Raw genomic sequence first — 17,300 nt, 5'->3', positions numbered from 1 at the left:
GAGGACGTTCTCCTTATAACGGCGTCATGGCCCCTCGCTCGCTCGCGACCGGGACGATCTCGTTCGGTCTCGTCTCGATCCCCGTCCGCCTCTACGCCGCCACGCAGCCGGCCGCGTCCGTGTCGTTCAACCTGCTGCACGCGAAGGACGGCGCGCGCCTCCGCCAGCAGTACGTGTGCTCGAAGGACGGCGAGAAGGTCGAGCGGGACGACATGGTGAAGGGCTACGAGTTCGCGAAGGACCGGTACGTCACCTTCTCCGCGGACGAGCTCAAGGCGCTCGAGGAGCTCGCGACGCAGACCATCGACATCGCCGAGTTCGTCCCGGCGGCGGAGGTCGATCCGGTCTACTTCGACCGCGCCTACCACCTCGGGCCGGACCGGGGCGGCGCGAAGGCTTACCGGCTGCTCGCGGAGGCGCTCGCGCGCTCGGGGAAGGCCGCCCTCGCCCGCTACGCGGCGCGCGGGAAGCAGTACCTCGTGCTCATCCGGCCGAGCAGCGGCCGGCTCGTGATGCAGCAGCTCTACTACGCCGACGAGGTCCGGACGCCCGAGGAGGTCCCGGTCGACGACGCCGAGCTGAAGGAGCCGGAGATCCAGCTCGCCCTGAAGCTCATCGAGCAGACCGCGTCCGACGCCTTCCACCCGGAGCGCTACGAAGATTCGGTGAAGAAGCGGACGCTCGAGGCCATCGAGCGAAAGGTCCAGGGGCAGGAGATCCAGGTCGCCGCGCCGGCGGAGCCGCAGGGCCAGGTCATCGACCTCATGGAGGCGCTGAAGGCGAGCCTCGACGCGACGGGGCGCGCGCCCACCGCCCCTTCCGCCGCGCGCGAGGAGGTCCCCGAGGCCGCCGGGGACCGCAAGGCGCCGCGGCGCGCCCGCCGGGACGCCGAGGCGAGGCCGGCACGCGCCACTTCCAAGAAGTGACGCAGCCGTCTAACCTCGGGCGCGAATGTGGGGCTACCGCGCCCAGGACGTCGCCCGGATGCTCGGCCTCTCGGTGGACGAGGTCCGGCGATTCGCGCGCGCCGGGTTCGTGGATGCGCGCCGGGGCCCCCGCAACGAGCTCCGCTTCTCGTTCCAGGATCTCGTCCTGCTCCGCGCCGCGGCCGGGCTCGTCCACGCGCAGCTCCCCGCGGCGCGGGTCCGGCGCGCTCTCCGCCAGCTCCGCGAGCAGCTGCCGGCCGGCCGGTCCCTCGCCTCGGTCCACGTCGCCGCGGAGGGCGAGGAGGTGGTCGTGCAGGACGGCGGCGCGCGCTGGGCGCCGGAGTCCGGCCAGGTGCTCCTCGACTTCGACGTGAGCGACCTCGCCCGGCGCGTGGCGCCGCTCGTCCGCGCCGCGGCCCGCAAGCGCGCGCCGGGGAAGCTCGACGCAGAGTCCTGGTACCAGTGGGGCTGCGATCTCGAGGACGGCGCGCCCGCAGAGGCGCGCGAGGCCTACCGCGAGGCGCTCGACCTCGAGCCCGATCACCCGGGAGCGCACCTGAACCTCGGGCGCCTCCTGCACGAGGGCGGCGACCCGCGCGCCGCGGAGTACCACTACCGGCGCGCCCTCGCCGACCCGGCCCACCGGGCGACGGCGGCGTTCAACCTCGGCGTCGCCCTGGAGGATCAGGGGCTCCTCGACGAGGCGCTCCTCGCGTACGCCCGCGCCGTCGAGGCGGACGCCGGCCTCGCCGACGCGCACCACAACCTCGCTCGCCTCCTCGAGCGGCTCGGCCGGAAGGCCGACGCGCTCCGGCACCTCGCCGCGTACCGGCGGCTGGTGCGGGGGTAGCCCCCCGCACCGCCGTCGCGTCACCGCTTCGCCTGACCCCGCGCCTTGTCGATGGTGACCTTCGCGGCGCGCGCCTGGTTGAGGTGGTCCTCCATCACGTTCTCGGCGTCGTCCAGCCACTTCTTCACGCGGGCGTCCTTGCCCGGCGTCGACTCGCGCATCTGCTTGGTCGAGGCGACGTCCGCCTCGAGGTCCTGGATCATCTCGTGGATGAAGTCGGTGTCGAACTGGTCGCCGGACTCGCCGCGCAGGCGCGTGAGCACCGCGTCCTTCGCGGCCGTGTCCGCCTGCCCCACGTTGCCGATGTCGAACCCGCGCTCCTTCGCGAGCTTCGTCAGGTCGTCGTCGAGCTTCTGGTAGTCCTGCTGCATCTTGCTGCCGAGCGACTTCACCTGCGGGTTGTTGCCCCGCTCGGCTGCGAGCTTGCCGGCGTCGCGGTAGCCCGCGTTCCGCGCGTGGAGCGGCCCGAGCTTCCCGCGGAGGTCGTCCGCGGAGATCTGGCCGTTCGGGCCGGCGGAGCCGGTGCCGCCCGGCTGCGCGCTCGGCGGGGTCGGCGCGGGTGGCGTCGACGTCGGCGGCGCGGGAGCCGGCTGGGGCACGGTGCGGGGCGGCGGCGTACCGGGCGGCGTCGACTGCGCGCGCGCCGTGCCGCCGAGCGTCAGCGCGGCCGCTCCGGCCGCGACGAGCAAGCGGTAGCTGGTCTTCGTCATGTCGTGAGTCCCTCCCGCTCGAAAAGATGCGGCCGGCTCCGCGCGGGTGCAGCGCGGGCCGGCCGGAGGAGGAAGCGGCGGGCGATGCCCGCGGGCGCGATCAGGGGACCGGGCGCCCGGGGGGCGGGGGGCGCGGGGGCAGCGGCGGAGCGGCGCCGCGCGGCGGGGCGGCGATGGTGTTCCGGACCGGCTCCGCCTGCGGCGCCGCGGTGCGCAGCACGTTCATGGCGGCGGCGATCATGGAGCCGACGTCCGACAGCGTCGCCGGGAGGATGACGGTGTTGTTCACCTTGGCGAGGTTGCCGAACTGCTCGACGTACTGCTCGGCCACGCGGAGCTGCACCGCCTCGATGCCGCCCTGCGCGCTGATCGCCTCCGCCACCTTCCGGAGGCCGTCCGCCGTCGCGCTCGAGATCGCCAGGATCGCCTGCGCCTGGCCCTCGGCCTCGTTGATCTGCTGCTGCCGCGACGCCTCGGACGCCTTGATGACCTGCTGCTTCTTGCCCTCGGCGCTGTTGATGGCGGCGTCGCGCTCGCCCTCCGACGCGAGGATGACGGCGCGCTTCTCCCGCTCCGCGCGCATCTGCTTCTCCATCGCGGCGAGGACGTCGCGGGGCGGCGTGATGTTCTTGATCTCGTAGCGGAGGACCTTCACGCCCCACGGCCCGGTGGCCTTGTCGAGCTCGGTGATGACCATGCCGTTGATGTGCGACCGCTCCTCGAACGTCCGGTCGAGGTCGATCTTGCCGATCTCGCTGCGGAGCGCGGTCTGCGCGAGCTGGCTGATGGCGTAGTAGTAGTCGGCGATGCCGTAGGAGGCGCGCTGCGGATCGAGCACCTTCAGGTAGAGGATGCCGTCGACCGCGACCTGCACGTTGTCCTTGGTGATGCAGACCTGCTCCGGGATGTCGAGCGCCTGCTCCTTCAGCGTGTGCCGGTACCGGATGGCGTCGATGAACGGCAGGAGGATGTGGAACCCCGCGTCGAGCACGCCGTAGAAGCGGCCGAGCCGCTCGACGACGTACGCGTTCTGCTGGGGGACCACCACCGCGGTCTTCACGACCACGAGGATCGCGAAGATCGCGAGGACGACGGCGATCACGAGCGCGGCGCTGAACGATTCCATGGAGGTTCCCTTCCGGCGAGAGACGAGGCGCGCCTCACTCGGCGCGGAGCCACAGGACGAGACCGTCGACCCGCTCGACGCGGCAGCGCTGGCCGGCGCGGAGCGGGATCCCGGAGGCGATCCGGACGGACCACGGGACGCCCCGCAGCTCGGCCTTGCCGTGCCCGCCCGCGGCGACGTCCTCGAGGAGCACCGCCTCCTCTCCGACCAGGCCGTCGACGACGGCCGGCGGCCTCCGCTCGAGCCGCTCGACGAGCCGGTTCCGCAGCGTCGCGAGGAGCACGAGCGAGATCGCGGTGAAGGCGAGCCACTGCCACACGTCGCCGACGCCCAGCGCCGCGAGCGGCGCGACGCACAGCGCCCCGATGCCGAAGAACAGCGCGAACAGGCCGCCCGGCGTCACCATCTCGAGCACGAGCAGGGCGAGCCCGCCGAGCACCCAGAGCCACCAGTCCATCGTCGCGAGCCTCCCAGGAGACGCGGGGATCCTACCACCCCCGCCTCGCGCGGCGGGAGCGGCGCGCTGCCGCCGGGCCGGCAGGACGTGCTTGTGCGGCCGTGACGCCCCGTTCTACCCTCCTCCCGATGCCGTTCCTCGCCGGGATCGTGGCCGCTCTCGTCGCCGCCGCGCCCGGGGCTCCGGAGCCGGGCCGGGCCGCCGACCCCGCGGCCGTGCGCGACCGCGCCGCACGGATCCTGTCGAGCCGCGAGTACCAGCGGGCGCTCCCGGACGCCCCGCCGCCGCCCCGCCTCGACCTCCCCCTCTCCGGCCTCGCGGCCCTGCTCCGCGTCCTCGGCTGGGCCGGGCTGGCGGTCCTCCTCGTCCTCGTCGGGACCTGGGCGGCCCGGCGGCTCCGCCGCGCGCCGGGGGACGTCGAGGTGCGCGAGGCGGCCGCCACCGCCGCGCCGATCGCCATCCCCATCGGCTCGGCCGAGGCGCTCGCCACCGCCGGCCGGTACGGCGCCGCCATCCACGCGCTCCTCCTCGACACGCTCGCGGCGCTCTCCCGCGCCGCGCGCCTCGCGCCGTCGCTCACGTCGCGCGAGATCGTCGAGCGGGTGGCGCTGCCGGCGCGCGCGCGGGACGCGCTCGCGGGCCTCGTCGTGGCGGTGGAGGTCTCGCACTTCGGCGGCGCGGAGCCGGGCGAGGCGGACTACCGCGCGTGCCTCGACCGGTTCCACGCCTTCCTCGAGACGTACCGGAGCGCCGCGTGAGCGCCGTCGACGGTCCGTTCACGCGCCGCGGCGCGCTCGCCGTCGGCGGCGTCGCCCTCGCGTCGCTGCTCGCCGCGGGGTTCCTCGGGGTGTTCGGGGACGCGATCTCGGACCCGCCGACCGCGCTCGCCGACGCGTGGAGCCCGTCCGCCGTAGGCCACCGCGCCTACCTCGCGCTCCTGCGGGAGGTGGGCGTCCCGGTGATCGTGTCGCGCCACCGGACCGCCGACAAGGCGCAGGACGGCGCGGTCGTCGCGGTGCTCGAGCCTCGGATCGAGGACGGCGAGCACGGCGCCCGCACCGAGACCCTGGTCGCCATCGATCGGGCCGCGCGGCGGCTCCTCGTGGTGCTGCCGAAGCGCGCCGCCGCCCCGGATCCCCTGCAGCGCCGCTGGATCGCCCACGCCTCCCTCGAGCCGCTCTCGGAGGCGCAGCGCGTCGTCGACGCGCTCGAGCTCGACTCCGAGGTCGTCCGCCCCGACCATTCCATCGCCGCCTGGCGCGGCCCCCTCCCCGCGCCCGCGCTGGACGCGCCGCAGCTCCTGCGCTCGAAGCGGCTCGCGCCGCTCGTCGAGTCCGACGACGGCATGCTCGCGGGCGAGCTCGCGGGAGAGGGCTGGCGCACCATCGTCGTCGCGGATCCCGACGTCCTCGAGACGCACGGGCTCGGCCGGGGCGACAACGCGCTCCTCGCCATACGCCTCGCGGAGCGCCTCGGCGCCGGGGAGCGGCCGCTGATCGTCGACGAGACGCTCCACGGCAACGAGGAGCAGCCGTCGCTCGTCCGCGAGCTGCTCCGCTTCCCGCTGGTGCTCGCGACGCTGCAGGCGCTCCTCGTGGCGGGCCTGCTCGCGTGGGCGGCCCTGGTCCGCTTCGGCCGGCCTCGCCCCCCGCCGCCCGCGCTCGCCCCCGGGAAGGCCTTCCTGGTGGAGAACACCGCCGAGCTGCTCCGGCACGGCGGCCACCTCCGGCACGCCGCCGCCGCGTACCTCCGCGCCGCGAAGGACGACATCGTGGCGCGGCTCCGGCCGCCGGGCGAGCCGGGAGCGCCGGACGCGTGGCTCGCCCGGATCGCGGCGGCCCGCGGCCGCACCCGCGACCTCCGCATGATCGAGGAGCGGGTCCGCAAGATCGAGGACGCACGCCACGGCGCCGAGGCGGAGACCGTGCGCGCGGCGCAGGCCATCCACCGCTTCCGACAGGAGATGACGCATGGAGCTGCAGACGATCCGGGACGCGACCGCGCGGCTCAGGGCTGAGGTCCACAAGGTCGTCGTCGGCCAGGACCGGGCCCTCGACCTGATGCTCGTGGCGCTCCTCTCCGACGGGCACGTCCTCGTCGAGGGCGTCCCGGGCACCGCCAAGACGCTCCTCGCGCGCGCCTTCGCGGCGGCGCTGGGCGTCGGCTTCAGCCGCATCCAGTTCACCCCCGACCTCATGCCGGGCGACGTGATCGGCACGAACCTCTTCGACTTCCGGACGAACGCGTTCGTCCTCACGAAGGGGCCGATCTTCACCGACGTGCTCGTCGCGGACGAGATCAACCGTACGCCGCCGAAGACCCAGGCCGCGCTCCTCCAGGCGATGCAGGAGCGCGCCGTCACCATCGACGGGAAGACGCACACGCTGTCGGGCGGGTTCATGGTGCTCGCGACCCAGAACCCCATCGAGCAGGAGGGCACCTACCCGCTCCCCGAGGCCCAGCTCGATCGCTTCCTGTTCAAGATCAGCGTCGGGTACCCGGCGCGCGACGAGGAGCGGGACATGGTCCGCGTCCACGGCCACCGGACCGCGACGCCGCCCATCTCCGAGTTCGGCATCGAGCCGGTGGCGGGCCTCGAGGACCTGCTCGCGATGCGCCGGACGGTGGCGGGGATCCGGCTCGAGGAGCCCATCGTGGACTACGTGGTGGACCTCGTCCGCGCGACCCGCGGCCGGCCCGCCCTGCTCTGCGGGGCGTCGCCGCGCGCGGCGAACATGCTCGCCACCGCGGCCCGCGCCCACGCGGCCATCCAGGGGCGCGGCTTCGTGATCCCGGACGACGTGAAGGCGCTCGCGCTCCCGGTCCTCCGGCACCGGGTCGTCCTCGCGCCGGGCGCGGAGATCGAGGGGCTCACCGCGGACCAGGCGGTGGCCCGGGTCGTCGAGGAGGTCGGGGCGCCGCGGTGATCTACCCGACCCCCAGGGCCGTCGCGCTCGTGGCCGCCGGCTTCCCCGTCGCCCTCCTGCCGGCGCTCGTGCACCCGCGCCTGTGGGGGCTCTGGCTCGTCGCGGCGGCGCTCTCCGCCATCGCGATCGGGCTCGACGCGCTCCTCGCCCCGGCGCCGCGCGGCGTCTCGATGGAGATCGACGTGCCCGGCCAGCTCCCCATCGGGGAGGCCGGGGCGGCGCGCGTCTCGATCGCCGGGGTCCGCGGCGCGAGGGCGCTCGAGGTGCTCGCCGACCTGCACGCGGATCTCGCCCCGCAGCCCGTGCGCGGGATCCAGCCGGGCCCGGACGGCCGGGCGGAGCTCGAGATCCCGCTGCTCGCCCGCCGGCGCGGCCGGCCGACGGTCGACGCGCTCTGGCTGCGCTGGCAGGGGCCGCTCGGCCTCGCCGGGCGGCGGCGCCGCGTCGAGGTCGCGCGGGCCATCTCGGTCGTGCCGAACCTCCGTCCCGTGCGCGCCGCGGCGTTCCGCTACTTCGGCGCGCGCGAGCTCTCCGCCGGCGTCCAGGTGGAGCGCTTCCTCGGCGACGGCTCCGAGTTCGAGGCGCTCGTCGAGTACGTGCCCGGCCTCGACCCGCGCGCGATCTCCTGGAAGGCCTCGGCGCGCCACCGCGAGCTGCTCTGCCAGGAGTTCCGCGCCGAGCGGAACCACCAGGTCGTCCTCGCGCTGGACACCGGCCACCTCGTCGCCGAGCCGCTGGAGGGCGTGCCGCGCCTCGATCACGCGGTCTCCTCCGCGCTGCTCCTCGCCTACGTGAGCCTCCGGCTCGGCGACCGGGTGGGGCTGTACGCGTTCGATCGCGCCGCGCGCGCCTGGGCGGAGCCGCAGGGCGGGCTCGGGTCGTTCGCGCGCCTGCAGACGCTCTCGGCCCAGCTCGCCTACTCGACCGAGGAGACCAACTTCACGCTGGGCCTCGCCGAGCTCTCCACCCGGCTGCGGCGCCGCTCGCTCGTCGTCGTGTTCACCGAGTTCGTGGACACCGTGACCGCTGAGCTCATGATCGAGAACCTCTCGCGCCTCGCCCGCCGCCAGCTCGTCGTGTTCGTCTCGCTCCGCGACCCCGGGCTCGACGCGGCGGCGCTCGCCGCGCCGCACCGGGTCGGGGACGTGTACCGGTCGGTCGTCGCCGCCGACTTCGTGCGCGAGCGCGAGCGGGTCCTCGCGCGCCTGCGGCGGATGGGGATCCAGTGCGTGGACGCGGCGCCGGGACAGGTCTCGGCGCAGCTCGTGAACCGTTACCTCGACATCAAGCGCCGGGAGCAGATCGCGTGACCGTGGCGCTCAAGAGCGCGGCGTTCCGGGCCGAGCGCGAGGCGAGCTGGCGCGAGCTGGAGGCGCTCGTGGCGGCGGTGGAGAAGGGCGGGGTCGGCGCGCTGGACCCGCGCGCGCTGGCGCGCCTCCCGGCGCTCTACCGGGCGGCGCTGTCGTCCCTGTCGGTGGCGCGGGCGATCTCCCTCGACCGCAACGTCCTCGACTACCTCGAGTCGCTCTGCGGCCGCTCCTACCTCGCGGTGTACGGGACGCGGCGGCACCTGCGCGACGCGCTGGCCGACTTCTTCGTCCGGCGGTTCCCGCGCGCCGTCCGGGCGCACCGCTGGCACCTCCTCGTCTCCTGGGCGCTGATCCTCGCGGGCGCGGTCGCGGGGTTCGCCCTCACGCGCGCCGACCCGGAGCGGTTCTACGCCTTCGTGGACGCGGCCTACGCGCAGGGCCGCGGCCCCGCGTCCTCCACCGAGTCGCTGCGGGAGGTGCTGTACGCGCACGACGAGGGCGCCGCGCGCATGCTCAAGACGTTCGCGATGTTCCTCTTCTCGAACAACGCGCGCGTCGGCCTCCTCTGCTTCGCCATCGGCTTCGCGGGCGCGGTCCCGGCGGGCCTCCTCCTCTTCTCCAACGGCCTCGTGCTCGGCGCCTTCGGCGCGCTCTACCACTCCCGCGGCCTGTCCCTCGACTTCTGGGGCTGGATCCTGCCGCACGGGATCACCGAGCTCACCGCCGTCGCGCTCTGCGGCGCCGCGGGGCTCGCCATCGGTCAGGCCCTCGTGTTCCCCGGCCGCGAGGAGCGGCTCGCCGGCCTCGCCCGGCGCGGCCGCGACGCCGGCGTGCTGGCGCTCGGCGCGGTCGCGCTCTTCTTCTGCGCGGCGCTCGTCGAGGGCCTCTTCCGCCAGCTCGTGCACGCGGTGCCGGTCCGGTACGCCGTGGCCCTCGGGTCGCTCGGCGTCCTCTACGCCTACCTGTTCACCTCCGGGAGGGCGGACCGATGAGCACCCGCCCCGCCGCGCCGCCCGCCCCCGCCGCGCCGCCGGCCCTCTCGGCGGCCGAGGCGCGCGCGAAGGAGATCGTGACCCCCGAGGGCGTGCCGATCCGGTTCACCGTCGCCCTCGCGGGCGACCGCGCCGCGGCGTTCCTCCTCGACCAGCTCATCATGGCGGGGATCCTGCTCGCCACCGGCCTCGTCCTGGGCGGGCTCGCCTGGTCCGGCGTTTCCGTCGGCGGAGACCTCGCCGGCGCGATCCTGATCCTCGCCTGGTTCCTCGTCCGCACGTTCTACTTCGCGTACTTCGAGCTGACCTGGCAGGGGCAGACGCCCGGCAAGCGGCGGCTCCGCCTGCGCGCCATCGACGCCCGGGGCGGCCCCCTCTCTGCCGAGGCGATCATCGCGCGGAACCTCACCCGCGAGCTCGAGATCTTCCTGCCGGTGATCGCGCTCTTCGCGCCGGAGGCGGTCTTCCCGGGCGCGCCCGGCTGGGCGCGGCTCGCCGCGCTCGTGTGGATGCTCCTCTTCGGGCTCCTCCCGCTCTTCAACCGGGATCGGCTGCGGGTCGGCGATCTCGTCGCGGGGACGGTGGTGGTGCGCACGCCGGACGCGGTGCTGCTCGAGGACCTCTCGGCCGCCCGGCCCGCCGCGGCCGCCGCGGCCATCCCGTTCAGCGACGCGCAGCTCGACGTGTACGGCGTCTACGAGCTGCAGGTGCTCGAGCAGGTGCTCCGCGGCCGGGGCACGCCGGGCCACGCCGACTCAGTCCGGACCGTTGCCGCGAAGATCCGGCAGAAGCTCCAGTGGGACGGGCCCGCCGTGCCCGACGCGCCGTTCCTAGAGGCGTTCTACGCGGCGCTGCGGGGGCGGCTCGAGCGGAGGCTCCTGCTCGGGAAGCGCCGCGAGAGCAAGCACGATCGTGGCGCCTGAGAGGCGCCGGGCTACTCGAACACCACCTCGAGGGCCGCGGCGGTTGGCGCCTCCTTCGCGGCCACGAGCGCGCGGTACGCCACGGTGGCGCCGACGAACGGCAGGGTCAGCGCGGTCAGGACGAGTACCGGCACGACGCCCCAGAACACGACGTCGCTCGCGGCCCCCCGCGGCAGCGCGCCGTCCGGGATCGCATCCGCGCACGCGCGAACCCCCAGCGAGAGGACCGCGGCGACGACCCCGAGGAGCAGCTGCCCGAGCGCCACGCCGACGCGGTGCCCTCGCGTGAGCTCGACGCTCCGGGCGAGGGCGCGGAGCGGCCCAGCCCCCTCACCGAGGGCGATCGGCAGCGCCGGCGCGAGCGCGGCCGCCACCGCGATCCCGGGCACGACGAGCGCGGCGGACCCGACGAGCACGGCGGCGGCGGACAGGACGCCGATCGCGACGACGGACGGCGCGCGCCGCAGGACGGCCCAGGCCGCGCGGAAGCCGGCGGGCACCCGGCTGCTGCCGTCGCGGAGTCCCTGGAGCGCCGCGGCGGCGACTCCGCCGGCGTGCAGCGTCGAGACGAGGGCGACGGCGATCACGAAGGTCCACTCGGCAACGGCGAGGGTGGCGATGAACACCCCCCACGCGAGCGCAGCGAGGACGACGAAGGCGGGCAGCTGGCGCGCCCAGAGCGCGAGCGTCACGCCGGCGAGCCGCCCCGGCGAGAGCGCCGGCGCCGTCACTCGAACACCACCGCGACCTGCGCGGTGTCGACGCCCTCCTTCAGGACGCGGAGGTCGTGGTACGCGACCGCGAGAGCGATCGCCATCGGCGTGGCGCCGACCTCGAGGAGGGCCTGCTGGACGGCGCCGAGCAGGCCTGGCGAGACGCCGGCCGCCTCGCCGCCGAGCCCGATCGCCGCGTAGCTGCCGGCGGCCACGGCGATCATGAACACGAGGAGCACCGCGCCAACCAGGAAGACGCCGACGAGCGTGAAGGGAACGAAGTGCTTCCCCCACAGCGAGAAGCTCCGGCCGAGCACCGCGCCGGGCGAGAAGCGTTCCATGCGATCCCCTCCGGAGCTGGACCTACTCGAACACCGAGGCGAGCTGCGCCGTGTCGAGCCCCTCTCGCGCCGCGCGGAGCTCGTGGTAGGTGACCGCGCACCCCACCGACGGGATGCACGAGAAGAGCGCCGTGCCGAGCTGGCTCACGACGAGCGTGCCCATCGGCGCGTGCTCGGCCGGGAGCGCGAGCACCGCGAACGCGCTCGCCGCGAGCTGCACGCCCATGGAGAGCCCCCACAGCACGCCGAAGAGCGCGAGGAACGCAGCGAAGACCTTCCACCGCACGCCGCGGGTCAGCTCGGCGCTCCGCGACAGCGCCTGGAACGGGCCGATCCGCTCGACCACCGCGGCGGGCACGGACGCAGCCCACGCGCAGGCCAGCATGATCCCGGGGAACACGAGCAGGATGGACGCGAACATGATCGCGATCCAGGCCACGAGCGCCAGCGCGACGACCGGGAGGCCGCGACCGAACCCGGTCGTGAGCATCGCCCCGAACGACACCCGCTCCCCGCGCAGGTAGCCGAACGTCCCGCGCGTCATCGCCCCGAGGGCGACGACGTAGAGCAGCATCGAGACGACCCAGACGACGCCGAACCCGCCGAGGAACCGGCCGAACCCGTCGCGGTAGAACGAAGCGGGATCGGCCTGCGCCGCGAGGAGGCTCCGCTGGAAGTCCACGAGCCAGACCACCACCGGCGCCATCGTGACGACCGACAGGATCGTGAACGGGACGACGTTCTTCCACCACGCCTTGAGCGTCTTCCCGATCACCTCGCCGGCGGTGAACCCTGCCGCCGCGGCGTACGCCGCCGCCGGCAGGGGCGCCTCGTACGGCGACGGCCGGACGAGCGTCGTCGGTAGCGGCTGCTCGTCCGGCTGTGACATGCGAGGCCCCCTCTGCGTGCGGCGGGAGCATAGCGCGACCGCTGCGCCGCTCGCGCCGCGAAAACCACCCGGCGGAGAGGCGCGCCGGGTGGTCGGATGTGGGGACGACGCTACAGCCGGACCTGGACCTCGTAGCGCCGGTTCTTCGCCTTCTTCGCCGGCGTATCGTCCGGCTTCACGAGGGGCCGCTCCGAGCCCATCCCGACCGACTCGATCTCGTCGCGGGGGACGCCCTTCGCGACCAGATCCTTCTCGACGACGGCGGCGCGCTTCGCCGACAGCTCCTTGTTGTGCGCGGCGGAGCCGCTCGTGTCGGTGTGGCCGGAGACGACGAACTTGAAGTTCTTCACCCCGGACGAGTCGAGCTTCTTCTTCGCGTCGATGAGCGCGTTCGCGAGCCGCTTCATCTTCGCGTCGCATCCGGGCGCGAGCACGTCCGTGTCCGTCTTGAAGGAGCACTGGTTCTTGTGCCCTTCGTCGAGGAGGCGCTTGTTGATCTCCTGCTCGAGCTTCCCCACGGTGGCCCGACCGGCGACGTTCTTGGCGGCGTCCCAGGGGTTCTGCGCGCGCGAGGCGGCGGGGAGGGCGGCGAGGGCGAGGGCGGTCACGATGGCGATGCGCATTTCGATGGGCTCCGATCGAGAGGTTCGCGCGCATGGTGCAGCCCCCGCTCGCCGCGCGCAACCACGACCTCGCCTCCCGGTGCGCGCACGCCGGCAGCGCCGGCGCGCGGCGCGTGCGACCGGGCTCCCGCCGGCCAGCCCCGGTGCGCAGGATGTACGCGTTCACGGAGGTACCCGACATGGCACAGCGAGTTTCGAGCACCACCACGGATCACGACACGATCCGCCGGTGGGCAGAGGAGCGGGGCGGGACGCCGACGCAGGTGGCCTCCACCGCGCGGGGCGATCAGACCGGCATCATCCGCATCGACTTCCCGGGTTACAGCGGCGAGGGCAAGCTCGAGCCGATCTCGTGGGACGAGTGGTTCCAGAAGTTCGACGACGCGAACCTCGCGTTCGTCTACGAGGAGACGACCGCGCGCGGGCAGCGGTCGAGCTTCAACAAGCTGGTGGGCCGCGAGACCGCCCAGGCGCGCGCGCAGGGACGAAAGACGTCCCGGCGGGCGGAGCGGGCCGGCGGCTCCCGCGGCGGCGGCACGATGCGGGCCCGGCGGACGTCGGGCACGCGCGGCCGGAGCACCGGCCGCGGGGCGCGGAAGACGGGCTCGCGCGGGAAGACCACCCGGCGTGGCGCGTCCACCCGTACGACGTCGCGGCGCGGGACGTCGGGCCGGCGGCAGGCGTCGGGCGCGATGGCGGCCCGGACGGCGGGGACGCGCCGCGGGTCGACCTCGGGCCGCGGCTCGACCGGGCGCGGCACGAAGGGCGGGTCCCGCAGCCGGACCGGCACGAAGGGCAGCCGCGGGACGTCACGGCGCTCCAGCGCCGGGCGGAAGGGCGGCGGCCGCTCCGGCGGGCGCGGCCGGAACCGCTAGCGTCACGCCGGGCGTGTGCCCCGGGCTCGATCGACGCGCCGGGGCCTGACGCCTCCTCCGCCTATCCGTACCGCCGCACCATCCGGGCGCAGAAGTCCGCGTACTCCTCGGGCTGCCGAGGGGGGCTCGTGTGGTGCGGCCGGATCCCGCGGTGCTCGGGGGTGAAGCAGAACGTCACCGTGACCTCGAACGGCTCGAGCGCCTTCATCTGGCGGTCGAACCAGGCCTCCCAGCCCGGCCGGTAGCTGTCCGCCCAGGAGAGCCCCGTGCGCAGGTGCTTCACGCCGAGCTCCTCGAGCCACTTCACCCCGGCGTCGAGCCGGTGATCCTCGAAGTGGAACCACTGGCAGATCCCGAGCCCGGGCGCGTGGCGCGCGAAGCGCCGGAGCGCCGGCTTCGGCGTCCCGTCCTCGCGGACGAGCCCCATGTAGAAGTGCCGGTAGTAGGACGAGCCCTCCGCCTCCCGGTGACGCGTCGTCGCCGGCCACGCGCGCGGCAGGTCGAAGAGGCTGTACCAGTGGATCCGCGGCGCGCGCCCGAGGAGGAGCTCCGCGGTGCGGCCGAGGCCCCAGTCCTGCACCTCCTCCGCCCCGAACGACGAGACGCCGACCTCCGAGATCCAGACGGGGTGGCGCACGGTCGCGGTGATCTCGGCGAGGCGCGACGGCCACTCGTGGATCTGCCAGTGGTTCCAGTCGAGGGGGAAGCCGTGGATCGCCACCGCGTCGACCTCGTCGAGCGCGCCGTGCGAGCCGACGAGCTTCAGGAAGCTCGCGTCGATCGGCGACGTCCCGCCGAGGACGCGGGTCAGCCCGGGGCGCTCCGCGCGCACGGCCTCGCCGGCGAGCCGGACCATCGCGGAGAACTGCTTCCACTCGGGGTCGAGCTGGAAGTCCCAGTGCGAGAGGTTGTTCGGCTCGTTCCAGAGCATCACCGCCTCGATCACGGGGCACCTCCGCCGGAGCGGCCTTCGCGCGCGGGGTAGACCGGCCCCCCGAACGGATCCGGCTCCGCGAGCCGGCACAGGTACACCTCCGTGCCCGCGACCGGCGACGGCGCGAAGCCGGCCGAGCGGAGCATCGCCTCGACGCAGGCGCGGTTCGGCACCCACCAGTTCGTCTCGTCGTTCGCGTACTTCCGCTCGATGAAGTGGAGCTTCGGCCACGACGGGTGATCGAACACCTCGCGCTCCTCGAACGGATAGTCGGGCGCCGCGGGGAACCGGCCCTGGCTGCCGCGGATCATGCTCTGGAACACGAGCAGCTCCGGGGCGACGTGCGCGCGGAGCAGGTCGAGGGCGAGGAGCGGGTGCCGGAGGTGGTAGAGGACGCCCATGAAGAGCACGACGTCGAACCGCTCTCCGCCGAGACGCGCGACGTCGTACACGGAGAGCTCGCGGAACTCGACGTCGAGCCCGGCGACGTCCGCCGCGAGCCGCGCCTGCTCGAGGTAGCGCGGATCGAAGTCGACGCCGAGGACCCGCGCTGCGCCGCGCTGCTTCATCTCGAGCGAGAAGAAGCCGGCGTTGCAGCCGATGTCGAGCACCGACCTCCCGGAGAGATCCTGCGGCAGGGCCGGCGCGATCGCGCGCCAGACCATGGCGGGATAGTCGCCGAGGAAGTGATCCGGCGCCGTGCGTACGCCGCCCAGATCGAGGTTGTGGAACCAGGGCGAGAGCGCGCGCACGCGCGCCTCGATCTCCTCCCGCGTCATGCTCATCCCGTCACCCCCGGCGCGCCGCCGTCCGGCGTCGTGGGCCGCCCCAGCTCCCGCAGGAGCGCGAGCGCCTCGTGGTACCCGTGCAGCGTCCCGACGTCCACGTACGCCTGCCCGGCCCGGACCGCGCGCGCGACCCCGCCCCGGCCGATCCACGCGTTCACCAGCGTCCCGACGTACGCGTCCTTCCGCCCGCGCTCCTCGAAGAGCGCGTGCAGCTCCGCGAGGATCGCGCCGGTGAGCCTGAACCCGCCCCAGATCCACCCGGTCCGCGGGCGCTCGACCTTCACCTCGATCTCTTCCACGCGGCCGCCGGCATCCGCGATCACCGCGTCGAACAGCTCCGGCCGCGCCACGGGGAAGAGCAGGAACGACAGCCCCGCGGGGAGCGCCCGGAACCCGTCCACGGGGAACCACACCGTGTCCGGCAGGCCGACGAGGATCTCCTCCTCCGGGGCGATGAACGGGAGTGCCCGGAAGAGCGCGTCGCAGAGCCCCGCGGGCTGCGGCTGCACCACGTAGCAGATGCGCGCTCCCGCGACGTTCCCGCCGAAGTACTCGACGATGTCGGACTTCCCCGGCGAGATGACGAAGCAGAGGCGGTCCGCGCCCGCCCGGATCATGCGCTCGACGAGGTACTCCGAGACGGCGCGCGGGCGCTCCGTCCCGTCCACGAGCCGGCTCCCCACCGGGAGGAGCTCCTTCGAGAAGGCGAGCGGCTGGATGCGGCTCCCGACCCCCGCCGCAGGAACGATGCCCCACATCAGGAGACTCCTCCGTCGGTCGGCCGGGACGGTGTGTCGCGCTCGCGTCGTCCCGGGACGCGGTCGCCGTCGTGGTCCCGGTCGCGGCGCGCCGCCTGCTCGCACCGCGCGACGAGCTCCCGTGCCCGCGCGTCCGCGGTGTGCTCGTCGAGCGCGCGCTCGCGGGCGCGCGCGCCCATGCGCCGGAGCGTCTCGCGCGGCAGCCGGATCGCCTCGATCGCCTCGTCGGTGGTCCGCGCCACCAGGATCTCGCGCCCGGGGGTGAAGAATGCGTCCAGCCCCTCGAACCAGTCGGACAGCACCGGGACGCCGCACGCGGCCGCCTCGAAGAGGCGTCCCGACGGGCAGTGGCCGAGCGCCGCCATCTCGGCACGCGTCACCGACACCGTGAGCGGGGAGGAGCAGAAGAACGACGCGTGGAGCGCCGGCTCGAGGTGGCGGACGTAGCGGATGTTGTCGCGCCACGGGAACGCACCGTCGTACATCGAGCCGGCGAGCACGAACGTTCCGTCCGCGAGGCGCTCCGCGGGGCGGACGAACAGCGCCTCGAGCGCCGCCTGCCGGGACGCCGCGTAGGTGCCGAGGTACGAGACGTCCCCGGCGAGCTCCGGCCGCGGCCCCGCGGGCCGGTGAACGGCGGGATCGACGGAGCCGTGGAGCGGGGCCGCCCTCCGCGCGCCGAGCAGGTCCCTGAGCGCCGAGAGGGCGCGCCCCCCCGTGAACGAGAGCACGAGGTCGAAGTCGCGGAGGCCGCGCGGCCCGAGCCACTCGACCGGCGCGCCGGCGCGGGCGCGCTCCACGGTGACGCCGGTGTCCAGGTCGTAGAACGCCTTGACGGGCGCGCGCGCCGCGAGGACGAGCGCGGTGGCCACGAGCGCGTCGGGGCAGTACGACGTGACCATCGCCACGTCCGCGCCGGCAAGCTCCGCCTCGGCGCGCGCCCGCACGTCGCCGAGGTCGCGGTAGAGCACGAGGTCCCCGCCCGCGAGCGCCGGGGCGTCCCGGTGCGCCGCGTACCACGGCTGGTCCCTCTCGAAGAAGACGAGCTCGTGGCCCCGCCGGGCCAGCGCGGCGGCGAGGCCACGCCACAACGTGGCATGGCCGTTTCCCCACGACGAGCTGACTGTCAGCCCGAACACCACGAGCCGCACGATCCCG

General features: G+C 74.5%; 20 protein-coding genes. 9 read left to right on the top strand and 11 right to left on the bottom strand.

Going from position 1 to position 17,300, the window contains the following annotated elements; all coding sequences use genetic code 11:
* Positions 1–26: 26 nt before the first annotated feature.
* Both ku and AMOR_RS18020 read left to right on the top strand, forming a co-directional pair.
* Positions 27–926 (top strand): non-homologous end joining protein Ku, encoded by a 900-nt coding sequence (gene ku, locus AMOR_RS18025; RefSeq protein ID WP_248353011.1) that lies wholly within the window; start codon positions 27–29, stop codon positions 924–926.
* Between the two features lie 25 nt (positions 927–951).
* Positions 952–1,776, top strand: coding sequence for a tetratricopeptide repeat protein (locus AMOR_RS18020; protein WP_248353009.1), 825 nt, complete (start codon positions 952–954; stop codon positions 1,774–1,776).
* A 20-nt stretch (positions 1,777–1,796) separates the two neighbouring features.
* Here AMOR_RS18020 and AMOR_RS18015 read toward each other — a convergent pair whose 3' ends face one another.
* The 3 genes from AMOR_RS18015 to AMOR_RS18005 all read right to left on the bottom strand — a co-directional run bounded on the left by AMOR_RS18015 (position 1,797) and on the right by AMOR_RS18005 (position 4,069).
* Complete coding sequence (locus AMOR_RS18015; protein WP_248353007.1) at positions 1,797–2,486, bottom strand: DUF4142 domain-containing protein; 690 nt, start codon at positions 2,484–2,486, stop codon at positions 1,797–1,799.
* A 100-nt stretch (positions 2,487–2,586) separates the two neighbouring features.
* Positions 2,587–3,612, bottom strand: a complete 1,026-nt coding sequence (locus AMOR_RS18010) for an SPFH domain-containing protein (protein WP_248353005.1) — start codon at positions 3,610–3,612, stop codon at positions 2,587–2,589.
* A gap of 34 nt (positions 3,613–3,646) precedes the next feature.
* The gene (locus tag AMOR_RS18005; RefSeq protein ID WP_248353003.1) at positions 3,647–4,069 is read right to left on the bottom strand and encodes an NfeD family protein; all 423 of its coding nucleotides are present in this window, start codon (positions 4,067–4,069) and stop codon (positions 3,647–3,649) included.
* A 128-nt stretch (positions 4,070–4,197) separates the two neighbouring features.
* On the opposite strand from AMOR_RS18005, the gene AMOR_RS18000 reads away from it, so the two are divergent.
* The 6 genes from AMOR_RS18000 to AMOR_RS17975 are packed head-to-tail and all read left to right on the top strand — an operon-like array spanning position 4,198 to position 10,221.
* Positions 4,198–4,827, top strand: a complete 630-nt coding sequence (locus AMOR_RS18000) for a DUF4129 domain-containing protein (protein ID WP_248353002.1) — start codon at positions 4,198–4,200, stop codon at positions 4,825–4,827.
* The gene (locus AMOR_RS17995; protein WP_248353001.1) at positions 4,824–6,086 is read left to right on the top strand and encodes a DUF4350 domain-containing protein; all 1,263 of its coding nucleotides are present in this window, start codon (positions 4,824–4,826) and stop codon (positions 6,084–6,086) included. Before AMOR_RS18000 ends, AMOR_RS17995 begins: the two co-directional genes overlap by 4 nt.
* Positions 6,040–6,996 (top strand): AAA family ATPase, encoded by a 957-nt coding sequence (locus AMOR_RS17990; protein WP_248353000.1) that lies wholly within the window; start codon positions 6,040–6,042, stop codon positions 6,994–6,996. Before AMOR_RS17995 ends, AMOR_RS17990 begins: the two co-directional genes overlap by 47 nt.
* On the top strand, positions 6,993–8,306 hold the full coding sequence (locus tag AMOR_RS17985) for a DUF58 domain-containing protein (protein ID WP_248352999.1): 1,314 nt from the start codon (positions 6,993–6,995) through the stop codon (positions 8,304–8,306). The genes AMOR_RS17990 and AMOR_RS17985 overlap by 4 nt, the downstream gene beginning before the upstream one ends.
* Positions 8,303–9,298, top strand: a complete 996-nt coding sequence (locus AMOR_RS17980) for a stage II sporulation protein M (RefSeq protein ID WP_248352998.1) — start codon at positions 8,303–8,305, stop codon at positions 9,296–9,298. Before AMOR_RS17985 ends, AMOR_RS17980 begins: the two co-directional genes overlap by 4 nt.
* Positions 9,295–10,221 (top strand): RDD family protein, encoded by a 927-nt coding sequence (locus AMOR_RS17975; protein WP_248352997.1) that lies wholly within the window; start codon positions 9,295–9,297, stop codon positions 10,219–10,221. Before AMOR_RS17980 ends, AMOR_RS17975 begins: the two co-directional genes overlap by 4 nt.
* 11 nt (positions 10,222–10,232) lie before the next feature.
* On the opposite strand, the gene AMOR_RS17970 is transcribed toward AMOR_RS17975, so the two are convergent.
* From AMOR_RS17970 to AMOR_RS17955, 4 genes are all read right to left on the bottom strand, one after another.
* Positions 10,233–10,952 carry a hypothetical protein gene (locus tag AMOR_RS17970; protein ID WP_248352995.1) on the bottom strand — a complete coding sequence of 240 codons (720 nt, stop codon included), beginning with the start codon at positions 10,950–10,952 and terminating at the stop codon, positions 10,233–10,235.
* Complete coding sequence (locus AMOR_RS17965; RefSeq protein WP_248352994.1) at positions 10,949–11,275, bottom strand: hypothetical protein; 327 nt, start codon at positions 11,273–11,275, stop codon at positions 10,949–10,951. The genes AMOR_RS17970 and AMOR_RS17965 overlap by 4 nt, the downstream gene beginning before the upstream one ends.
* Positions 11,276–11,297: 22 nt before the next feature.
* Complete coding sequence (locus AMOR_RS17960; protein ID WP_248352993.1) at positions 11,298–12,164, bottom strand: hypothetical protein; 867 nt, start codon at positions 12,162–12,164, stop codon at positions 11,298–11,300.
* A 110-nt stretch (positions 12,165–12,274) separates the two neighbouring features.
* Positions 12,275–12,787, bottom strand: a complete 513-nt coding sequence (locus AMOR_RS17955) for an OmpA family protein (protein ID WP_248352992.1) — start codon at positions 12,785–12,787, stop codon at positions 12,275–12,277.
* Positions 12,788–12,966: 179 nt separating this feature from the next.
* Between AMOR_RS17955 and AMOR_RS17950 the strand changes: the two genes are divergently transcribed.
* Entirely contained in the window at positions 12,967–13,662 is a 696-nt protein-coding gene (locus AMOR_RS17950; RefSeq protein ID WP_248352991.1) for a hypothetical protein, read from the top strand.
* Between the two features lie 61 nt (positions 13,663–13,723).
* Here the strand turns inward: AMOR_RS17950 and AMOR_RS17945 are convergent, their stop codons facing one another.
* Genes AMOR_RS17945 through AMOR_RS17930 form a run of 4 tightly spaced genes read right to left on the bottom strand, consistent with a single transcriptional unit; the run spans position 13,724 to position 17,293 of the window.
* A complete protein-coding gene (locus AMOR_RS17945; RefSeq protein WP_248362552.1) occupies positions 13,724–14,593 on the bottom strand; it encodes a glycoside hydrolase 5 family protein in 870 nt (289 codons plus the stop codon).
* 11 nt (positions 14,594–14,604) lie between these two features.
* Positions 14,605–15,381 carry a TIGR04290 family methyltransferase gene (locus AMOR_RS17940; RefSeq protein ID WP_248352990.1) on the bottom strand — a complete coding sequence of 259 codons (777 nt, stop codon included), beginning with the start codon at positions 15,379–15,381 and terminating at the stop codon, positions 14,605–14,607.
* Positions 15,378–16,142 carry a sugar phosphate nucleotidyltransferase gene (locus AMOR_RS17935; protein ID WP_318653814.1) on the bottom strand — a complete coding sequence of 255 codons (765 nt, stop codon included), beginning with the start codon at positions 16,140–16,142 and terminating at the stop codon, positions 15,378–15,380. The genes AMOR_RS17940 and AMOR_RS17935 overlap by 4 nt, the downstream gene beginning before the upstream one ends.
* The gene (locus tag AMOR_RS17930; RefSeq protein ID WP_248352989.1) at positions 16,142–17,293 is read right to left on the bottom strand and encodes a CgeB family protein; all 1,152 of its coding nucleotides are present in this window, start codon (positions 17,291–17,293) and stop codon (positions 16,142–16,144) included. Before AMOR_RS17930 ends, AMOR_RS17935 begins: the two co-directional genes overlap by 1 nt.
* Positions 17,294–17,300 lie beyond the last annotated feature (7 nt).

It is taken from the genome of Anaeromyxobacter oryzae (assembly GCF_023169945.1).
GTDB lineage: Bacteria > Myxococcota > Myxococcia > Myxococcales > Anaeromyxobacteraceae > Anaeromyxobacter > Anaeromyxobacter oryzae.
Note: the sequence above shows the minus strand (reverse complement) of the source record. Positions and strands in the feature narration are given on the sequence as shown.

Bases quoted from the DNA above. Each gene is read 5' to 3' on its own strand.
- AMOR_RS17955 (WP_248352992.1), bottom strand. From the start codon at position 12,787: ATGCGCATCGCCATCGTGACCGCCCTCGCCCTCGCCGCCCTCCCCGCC.
- AMOR_RS18015 (WP_248353007.1), bottom strand. From the start codon at position 2,486: ATGACGAAGACCAGCTACCGCTTGCTCGTCGCGGCCGGAGCGGCCGCG.
- ku (WP_248353011.1), top strand. From the start codon at position 27: ATGGCCCCTCGCTCGCTCGCGACCGGGACGATCTCGTTCGGTCTCGTC.
- AMOR_RS17935 (WP_318653814.1), bottom strand. From the start codon at position 16,142: ATGTGGGGCATCGTTCCTGCGGCGGGGGTCGGGAGCCGCATCCAGCCG.
- AMOR_RS18020 (WP_248353009.1), top strand. From the start codon at position 952: ATGTGGGGCTACCGCGCCCAGGACGTCGCCCGGATGCTCGGCCTCTCG.
- AMOR_RS17945 (WP_248362552.1), bottom strand. From the start codon at position 14,593: ATGCTCTGGAACGAGCCGAACAACCTCTCGCACTGGGACTTCCAGCTC.
- AMOR_RS17975 (WP_248352997.1), top strand. From the start codon at position 9,295: ATGAGCACCCGCCCCGCCGCGCCGCCCGCCCCCGCCGCGCCGCCGGCC.
- AMOR_RS17960 (WP_248352993.1), bottom strand. From the start codon at position 12,164: ATGTCACAGCCGGACGAGCAGCCGCTACCGACGACGCTCGTCCGGCCG.
- AMOR_RS17940 (WP_248352990.1), bottom strand. From the start codon at position 15,381: ATGAGCATGACGCGGGAGGAGATCGAGGCGCGCGTGCGCGCGCTCTCG.
- AMOR_RS18005 (WP_248353003.1), bottom strand. From the start codon at position 4,069: ATGGACTGGTGGCTCTGGGTGCTCGGCGGGCTCGCCCTGCTCGTGCTC.
- AMOR_RS17990 (WP_248353000.1), top strand. From the start codon at position 6,040: ATGGAGCTGCAGACGATCCGGGACGCGACCGCGCGGCTCAGGGCTGAG.
- AMOR_RS18000 (WP_248353002.1), top strand. From the start codon at position 4,198: ATGCCGTTCCTCGCCGGGATCGTGGCCGCTCTCGTCGCCGCCGCGCCC.
- AMOR_RS18010 (WP_248353005.1), bottom strand. From the start codon at position 3,612: ATGGAATCGTTCAGCGCCGCGCTCGTGATCGCCGTCGTCCTCGCGATC.
- AMOR_RS17950 (WP_248352991.1), top strand. From the start codon at position 12,967: ATGGCACAGCGAGTTTCGAGCACCACCACGGATCACGACACGATCCGC.
- AMOR_RS17965 (WP_248352994.1), bottom strand. From the start codon at position 11,275: ATGGAACGCTTCTCGCCCGGCGCGGTGCTCGGCCGGAGCTTCTCGCTG.